General features: G+C 38.0%; 9 protein-coding genes. 1 reads left to right on the top strand and 8 read right to left on the bottom strand.

The window, feature by feature from the left end; translation table 11 throughout:
• Window positions 1-24 precede the first annotated feature (24 nt).
• The 8 genes from NFS18_RS18630 to dinB all read right to left on the bottom strand — a co-directional run bounded on the left by NFS18_RS18630 (window position 25) and on the right by dinB (window position 5726).
• A complete protein-coding gene (locus tag NFS18_RS18630) occupies window positions 25-540 on the bottom strand; it encodes a DUF6674 family protein (protein WP_251392995.1) in 516 nt (171 codons plus the stop codon).
• Between the two features lie 71 nt (window positions 541-611).
• A complete protein-coding gene (locus tag NFS18_RS18635) occupies window positions 612-944 on the bottom strand; it encodes a helix-turn-helix domain-containing protein (protein WP_251392997.1) in 333 nt (110 codons plus the stop codon).
• A 118-nt stretch (window positions 945-1062) separates the two neighbouring features.
• Window positions 1063-2856 (bottom strand): hypothetical protein, encoded by a 1794-nt coding sequence (locus NFS18_RS18640; RefSeq protein WP_251392999.1) that lies wholly within the window; start codon window positions 2854-2856, stop codon window positions 1063-1065.
• A 29-nt stretch (window positions 2857-2885) separates the two neighbouring features.
• A complete protein-coding gene (locus NFS18_RS18645; protein ID WP_251393001.1) occupies window positions 2886-3260 on the bottom strand; it encodes a helix-turn-helix domain-containing protein in 375 nt (124 codons plus the stop codon).
• A 169-nt stretch (window positions 3261-3429) separates the two neighbouring features.
• Window positions 3430-3633: a hypothetical protein gene (locus tag NFS18_RS18650; RefSeq protein ID WP_022172035.1), complete on the bottom strand. Its 204-nt coding sequence runs from the start codon at window positions 3631-3633 to the stop codon at window positions 3430-3432.
• A gap of 176 nt (window positions 3634-3809) precedes the next feature.
• Complete coding sequence (locus NFS18_RS18655) at window positions 3810-4055, bottom strand: hypothetical protein (RefSeq protein WP_154266625.1); 246 nt, start codon at window positions 4053-4055, stop codon at window positions 3810-3812.
• Between the two features lie 14 nt (window positions 4056-4069).
• Window positions 4070-4312, bottom strand: a complete 243-nt coding sequence (locus tag NFS18_RS18660; protein WP_004611567.1) for a LexA family protein — start codon at window positions 4310-4312, stop codon at window positions 4070-4072.
• Between the two features lie 163 nt (window positions 4313-4475).
• Window positions 4476-5726, bottom strand: a complete 1251-nt coding sequence (gene dinB, locus NFS18_RS18665) for a DNA polymerase IV (RefSeq protein ID WP_251393009.1) — start codon at window positions 5724-5726, stop codon at window positions 4476-4478.
• A 235-nt stretch (window positions 5727-5961) separates the two neighbouring features.
• On the opposite strand from dinB, the gene NFS18_RS18670 reads away from it, so the two are divergent.
• Window positions 5962-6696, top strand: coding sequence for a helix-turn-helix domain-containing protein (locus tag NFS18_RS18670; protein ID WP_251393011.1), 735 nt, complete (start codon window positions 5962-5964; stop codon window positions 6694-6696).
• Window positions 6697-6836: the final 140 nt, after the last annotated feature.

Genomic DNA, 6836 nt, shown 5'->3' on the forward strand with positions numbered 1-6836 from the left:
TAAAAGAACAGGCTCTTATGGATGTCAGATCCGTTCTTGATATAGCAAGTATCTATGGAGAAAAAACACTGGAGGAAAGCCTTTTTGAACTTTGTCACACAAGCGGCTCAGTCTTGATAAAATTCCCTTATCCGTCTTGGTATGCTCCGCTTCCTTAGCGGCTTTCCCGATAAGCAGCAGCCCCATATTTTTGAAATGCCCTTTTGCGCTCTGAAGCTCTGCGTTCATAGATGACAGCTTCATCGTATCCTGCGCCATATCCTTTGACAGCCTGTGAAACAAAGAGGACAGCTTATCAAGAGCCTCCGGGATTTTCATTGCCCTGACGGACTGTGCAAGCGTATCCTTGCCTTTTTCACGAAACGCCTTCATTGCGTTTCCGGCAGACTGTATCAGGTGATCCTTCGTCTGCCTGACTGCGGAAAATCCCTGACGGATTTTATTGTCCGTTTTCTGCACGAGGTTTTGGCATTTGCTTCTTAAAGTGCTGTTGTGGATCAGGTTGATTTCCTTACGCATATCCTGAAGCTCGCCAAGCATTATATTGTAACTTGCCCCCCTCTAATTGCCGACCGTGTACAGGCGACAGTTATGTCGTGTAAACACGACAATTACTTTTCTATTGACACACTTTTCATTGCCTTTATCATTGCTAAACACTGTCTGAGCTGCAATTCATCCATTCCCTGCAGTAAAACCATTACCTCCGTAATCAGTTCACAATCTGTACCATTACCATGTAAAATATATCTTTCTGAAGTACCTAGAACTGAGACCAACTTTTCCAATGTCTGAGTTTTAAACGCTCCTCCATTTTCGATGGCAGACAGGGCTTGCCTACAAATTCCAATACGTTCTGCCATTTCATCTTGACTCATTCCCAATTTTTTTCTTTTCTCTGATATTCTGTTACCCCGTGCAAAGTCCTTCTTTATTTCTGCCATCTGGTCCCACCTCCTTTCATGCAAAAAAAAATCAGGTCATAAGAATTCTCTCTTATGACCTAATTTTATTTTCACTATGATATTTTTTCCTGAGGTAATTCCCCTAAATTTCTTACTTCTAAAAAAACTTTATATTTGGATTTCCATCTACAATAAATTTTCCTAATCCTAAATGTCTCATCCTATCGCAATTTTCATCAGACTCCACGCCCACATATTGTTTATACTCAATACAATTGGTTTCTCTATTAATCCAAAAAGTTAGTAAGGACTTTCTGTTACCTTTTTCTGACCATGATATGCTCACATAAATTTTAAAACTTCTTGCTGTTATCAGCTCATCCTCATTATACAAATCATTCATCATCTCTGCTAATTCAAAGGCTGTTCGTTCCAATTCACTTGATCTATCAATAGAAAAATCCTTAAACATATTATATACATTAACACCTTCTGGAGGTAGTATAACATTCACATTATGGATTTTTGGAGATAAATGTTTACAAATTTCACTTGCAAATTGATTACCTATATTCTTCGCATACTCTTGGCTAATCATACATCTTGATGATATATAATAAATTTGCGAACTCACAAAATTCATATCCTCTAAGTTGCAAAATGAGAACGCATACTTCTTAATCTCATATATTACATTTTCTATCTCACGTTTTTTTCTAATAAGTTCTATTGCACCTAAATTTGCTACAACTCGATTTTCCAATTTTTTTATCCAAGCCTGAACAGCCACTGCATCAGCTTTTGCAGGATTTCTAACCGAAGCAATCAATGAACGCTTAGGGTTATTGTAACCAACATAATCATTTTTCAACCCCTCTTTGTCTTTATATACAACTATCAATTCCTGCATAATCACAATAAAAGTATCAATCGCTACTGATTCAGATACATCTATATTCTTTCCTGCTATCCACCAATTCAGCACTGTCTCATAATGCTTTATTGCAAACCTACATGCCTTATAATCATAATATTTCTTATCTAATCCCCATAATATTAAACACATAATATCTTTTATGTCTTTGTTTTCCGTTTCTCGGCAGATAAAATCTTCCAATATTTTTATATTATTTCTAGATATCTCATATCCTTCTCGACTTCGAAATAATTCTACATATTTTTTATCTGGTTCTTTAATTTCGCATATTCGATAATTAATATTTAGTCTGTCCATATCACTGCACAAAACACGATGCGATATCAACAGATCTAAAAAATTTTCAAAAATGCTTTTTTCATATGTAACTGGAGGATTATCTATAACTAGTCTTGCCAACACTCTTTCTTTTAAAAATCTATGTATTCTCTCTAATTCTTGAATGGCTTCTTGAGGATTATCTAATGCTTTGTCTGTTATAACATAATCAAACACCATATCAGTAGTGTATTCCCAATACTCATTCATTGCTTCTATTTTTGAAATTCTGGACTCCGCATCTGATACTTGTGATTTTACTTTTAAAAATAAGTTTTCAAAGCAATCACCATATTCACTTTTCTCTGTATATTCTGTCTTAATGTTATCCAATCGAGGCTTTTTTAATATATCTGTTATTAATACTCTTACATTATCATCCTGTTTTTGAGTATTTTTTGCATTTCCATCCTTTTCAATATAATATATTAATTTAACTAGCTTCAATAAATTAAATCTTTCCACTTCTGGTTCGGGGGCATGTGACACCAATTTTTCTATATCCGTACCAAGTAATCTATTTAACTTATTTATAATTCCATTATTTTTCGCGTTTTTTATCTTGTAACGAAAATATTCTTCCGAGGGTGCACCCTCTCCTGTTTTAATTTCATACTCATACATCAATTCCTGACACAAGCTTGCATATGTGTGCTTTTCACACTTATAATTTGAATCTATATCATACATTGCCATACTAACCACCGCCCTTTCATTTTATTATATCAGTATATTTTTTTATTAAAAGTCTTAACATCCTGTGAAATATCGTTAACTGCCCGGAGCATATACAACCATTTTTTTATCTCGTCCTTGCTCATTCTTTTCAATTCATTCATAATGTTATCTTGCATTTCCTCATTTATGCTTGAAAATACTCCATATAATAATTCATCTGTTGAACAATTTAATACAACAGCAATTTTTCTCAACACAGAGACCTTAAAATCTCCACCGTTTTCAATAGCTGATAAGGCCTGTCTGCCTATACCCACTCTATGAGCTAACTCATCCTGTGATAATCCCATCGCCTTTCTCCTATCAGCAATTCGTAATCCTCTCTCATAATCCTTTTCTCTTGTCTGTGCTTTACTGCTCATAAATCCTCCTTGCCGCCCTTGGAAACGAACAAGTCGGATTACCTTTACAGCACAAAAAAGACGCACGAGGAAACCAGTATCATAAATACTGTTCGTTTCCCCTGCGTCTCTGGTGCTTCCATCTTTCGATGTGCCCTTATCAGGTGGGCTGTAATTTAATTTTCAATCTTTATATTCTGAAAGTCCCATTCTCAGAATGTTCCTTCATCATTCCCTCGGAATACTTCTTGAGTATCATCACTCGCTTGCATCTGTCACATTTAATTCCAATGTTCTGCAGTGCCACAGCGGAATCATCACCGCATACAAAGTATTCCATCATTAACTTGTTGCATTTTTTACATCTAATTTCTATAACATTTCCTTTGTTCAATTCAGTTCGCTCCTTATTCATACAAAATCATCAATCTACAATTCTGTACTCGTAAAGGAAAGGGAAATCACCTTTGCAAGCCTTTTGCCGGGAGTTCCGATGAATGTATGCACATTCCCCGGCTTTGCTGATCTAAAGCCAACTGATATGAATTGTGCTGTTAGCACACATTCACATCAGGCTCCGGCTCTTTCCATAAACCACATATTGTTATCTTCATAGAAAAGGAATATTTCCTTTCCATCTACCACGCAGGTATAACGCTCTCCAACTCCGCCAGCCCTTGTACTGGCTGCTCTGCGCTTGTCTTTTACTCGTGTAATCTCATACTTTCTGCCATCTTCCCATGTTATCTCTTTGGGAATGAGCAGTCCGTCCTTTGAAAACTCTGCAAGTACATCAACATATACCTTATTGCTCAATGTAATCACCTTCCTTACAAGATTGCTATTGCTCTGGAAGCATCCATCTTCCTTGCTATATAGCCTTTTTCTTCTAATATTTTCAGATGTGCATAAACACTTGAAGTCGATGCCACCCCTACCATCTTGCATATCTCTCTGATAGTAGGAGCATAACCATTCACACGCTGATATTGCATAATACTTTCATACACATTCTGCTGCTTCTCCGTCAATGGTGCCCTGTCTACCAGATCAATTCTTGCTGCTTCGCTCATGTTCCGCCTCCCTCTTCTTTAACTCTATCGCTACTCGTAGTGCAGCTCAATTCCGCTTCGCTTCATTTCGCTCACGGCAGTCGCCGTATCAGATAACCAAGTCCCATATGTTTATGTGCAAGCACAACACATCTGTGCCTTGATTATCTGGCACTTCTCGTTGCTAACCTGAAAAATACCCATGTGGATGTACTGTGTGTTCTTCTTTTGCATTGACTGCCGACAGAATCCTGTCCCGGTACATGAGTCCCCTCTGGATACTGTAAAATCCAAATCTTCTGCGTATCTCATCAACCGCTGAATCCATCTTCATCTGCTTTTCACGCTTCTCCACACTTGAGAACAAATCAATCTGTTCCCAATAATTATCTGTTACTAAGTCTGCACCTCGGACACCAACACTACGGATTGGCTTGCTCCAGTTATAGTTTTCCTTAAATATCTGATAAGCGTATGCAGCTATCTCTCCGGTGATGTTTGTTGCATGGTCAATCTTTTTCTGACGGGTAAAAGAGAATAGCTCATTATCCCTGACACTTATCTCAACCACTCTGCACCGGAATCCATTCTCACGAAGTCTTGCTGCAACACTCTCAGCCAGAATATAAAGTACAATCTTTACATCCTCATCGCATACTAAATCCTTTGGTGTCGTTGTACTGTTTCCCACCGATTTGATTGGAGCGTGGGTATTCTCCAGCTTGACAGGTGAATCATCATAGCCATTAGCAAACAACCATAAGATACTGCCCATCTTTCCAAGGTGACTGTTAAGCACATCTTCATCTGCCCTTGCAAGATCACCTATGGTTTTGATACCAAATAATGCAAGCTTTCTGTTCGTACTTTTGCCAACGTATAGAAGATCTGCCACCGGAAGTGACCAAGCCTTCTGCTTAAACTCACTCTTATACATAGTTATGATTGCATCAGGCTTCTTATAATCTGAACCAAGCTTTGCAAATATCTTATTGAAAGAAACACCAACACTCACTGTGATGCCAAGCTCTGACTTCATTCTCCTGCTGATTTCCTGTGCAATGAGCAATCCATCCCCTTTAAGGGAGCTACTCCCTGTCACATCAAGCCAGCACTCATCAATTCCATATGGCTCCTGTCTGTCCGTATATTCTGCATATATCTCATGAGCCATCCTTGAAAATCGAAGATATAAGTCCATTCTTGGTGATACAAATGTTATGTCCGGACAGACTTGCTTTGCCTGCCAGAGTGCCATTCCTGTTTTCACACCGTACTTTTTGGCAATATAGTCGGCTGTTAAGACAATCCCATGTCTTGCCTCCGGGTCACCGCCTACTGCCAGTGGCTTTCCTGCAAGCTCAGGATGATGCAAATGTTCAATCGAAGCATAACAACAGTTGATATCTGAATGAAGTATTACCCTGTCTCCCATCTGCATCACCTCCTGCATTTAATCTGTCACTACCATAACCTTTAGTCCAAGTATATGAGTAATGTTCCTTACAGGGCATAGTATAACCCCAAGAATAATCGACTGTCAACAGACACATGTGTCCTTTTTCTCATTATATTGGATTTTTAACTTGAATAATTGGCACTATTGCTATATACTATGGAGTGAAAAGAGACATTTGAAATCAACAAAATGAAAGAAAAGAGGCGTATGTATGTACTCAATCGGAGAAATCATTTCAACATATAGAAAAAAGAAAGGCTTGCTCCAACAGGATCTCGCTGATGAACTGGCAAAGGAAGGCATTACCATTTCCTATAAAGCCATATCCAACTGGGAGAGAAATCTTGCTGAGCCGAGCGTTACCATATTTTACAAAGTGTGTAGAATCCTTGGTATTACTAACATGTATGAAGCATATTTTGGAGTAAATCCTGCCGATTCTTTCTCATCACTAACTGATGAAGGCAGGGAAAAAGCTATGGATTATATCAATCTGCTCCACGCATCCGGAATGTATGAAAAGCAGACTGCTAAGATAATTCCATTCCGTAGCATTGATATTTTTGAAAATGCCGTATCAACCGGAACCGGTAACTTCCTTATAGACGGACCGAAAGATACTGTACGCATAGATGAATCTATCCTGCCGGAAGATACTACTTTCGGTGTACGCATTAGTGGTGACAGTATGGAACCTGAATTCCACGATGGTCAGATTGCATGGGTATTACAACAGGAATCTGTTGCTAATGGAGAAATCGGCATCTTCGCTCTAAACGGAGAAGCCTATATTAAGAAATTACAAAACGATAAAGACGGAATTTTCCTTATCTCACTTAATGAAAAGTATGCACCTATCAAGGTTAGTGAAAATGACCGCTTAGACATATTTGGAAAAGTTCTTGGAAAATCTGATGCTTCTGCTATCACAGGACATTGCCGATAAAATTGCAAGTCCTTTTTATTGGACACATTATTTTGCATAATTGACAATAAGAAAATATCTATAGCTATAAATGAGCAAATTTGAAAAATTGCACAAAACTACACTGCGAATTTCATAAATGAATCAAAATCATTACTTTC

This window comes from Mediterraneibacter agrestimuris (assembly GCF_943193195.1).
Lineage (GTDB): Bacteria > Bacillota > Clostridia > Lachnospirales > Lachnospiraceae > Schaedlerella > Schaedlerella agrestimuris.

Excerpts from the sequence above, each read along its gene's own strand:
- NFS18_RS18630 (WP_251392995.1), bottom strand. The coding sequence starts at position 540 with ATGCTTGGCGAGCTTCAGGATATGCGTAAGGAAATCAACCTGATCCAC.
- NFS18_RS18635 (WP_251392997.1), bottom strand. The coding sequence starts at position 944 with ATGGCAGAAATAAAGAAGGACTTTGCACGGGGTAACAGAATATCAGAG.
- NFS18_RS18640 (WP_251392999.1), bottom strand. The coding sequence starts at position 2,856 with ATGGCAATGTATGATATAGATTCAAATTATAAGTGTGAAAAGCACACA.
- NFS18_RS18645 (WP_251393001.1), bottom strand. The coding sequence starts at position 3,260 with ATGAGCAGTAAAGCACAGACAAGAGAAAAGGATTATGAGAGAGGATTA.
- NFS18_RS18660 (WP_004611567.1), bottom strand. The coding sequence starts at position 4,312 with ATGAGCGAAGCAGCAAGAATTGATCTGGTAGACAGGGCACCATTGACG.
- dinB (WP_251393009.1), bottom strand. The coding sequence starts at position 5,726 with ATGGGAGACAGGGTAATACTTCATTCAGATATCAACTGTTGTTATGCT.
- NFS18_RS18670 (WP_251393011.1), top strand. The coding sequence starts at position 5,962 with ATGTACTCAATCGGAGAAATCATTTCAACATATAGAAAAAAGAAAGGC.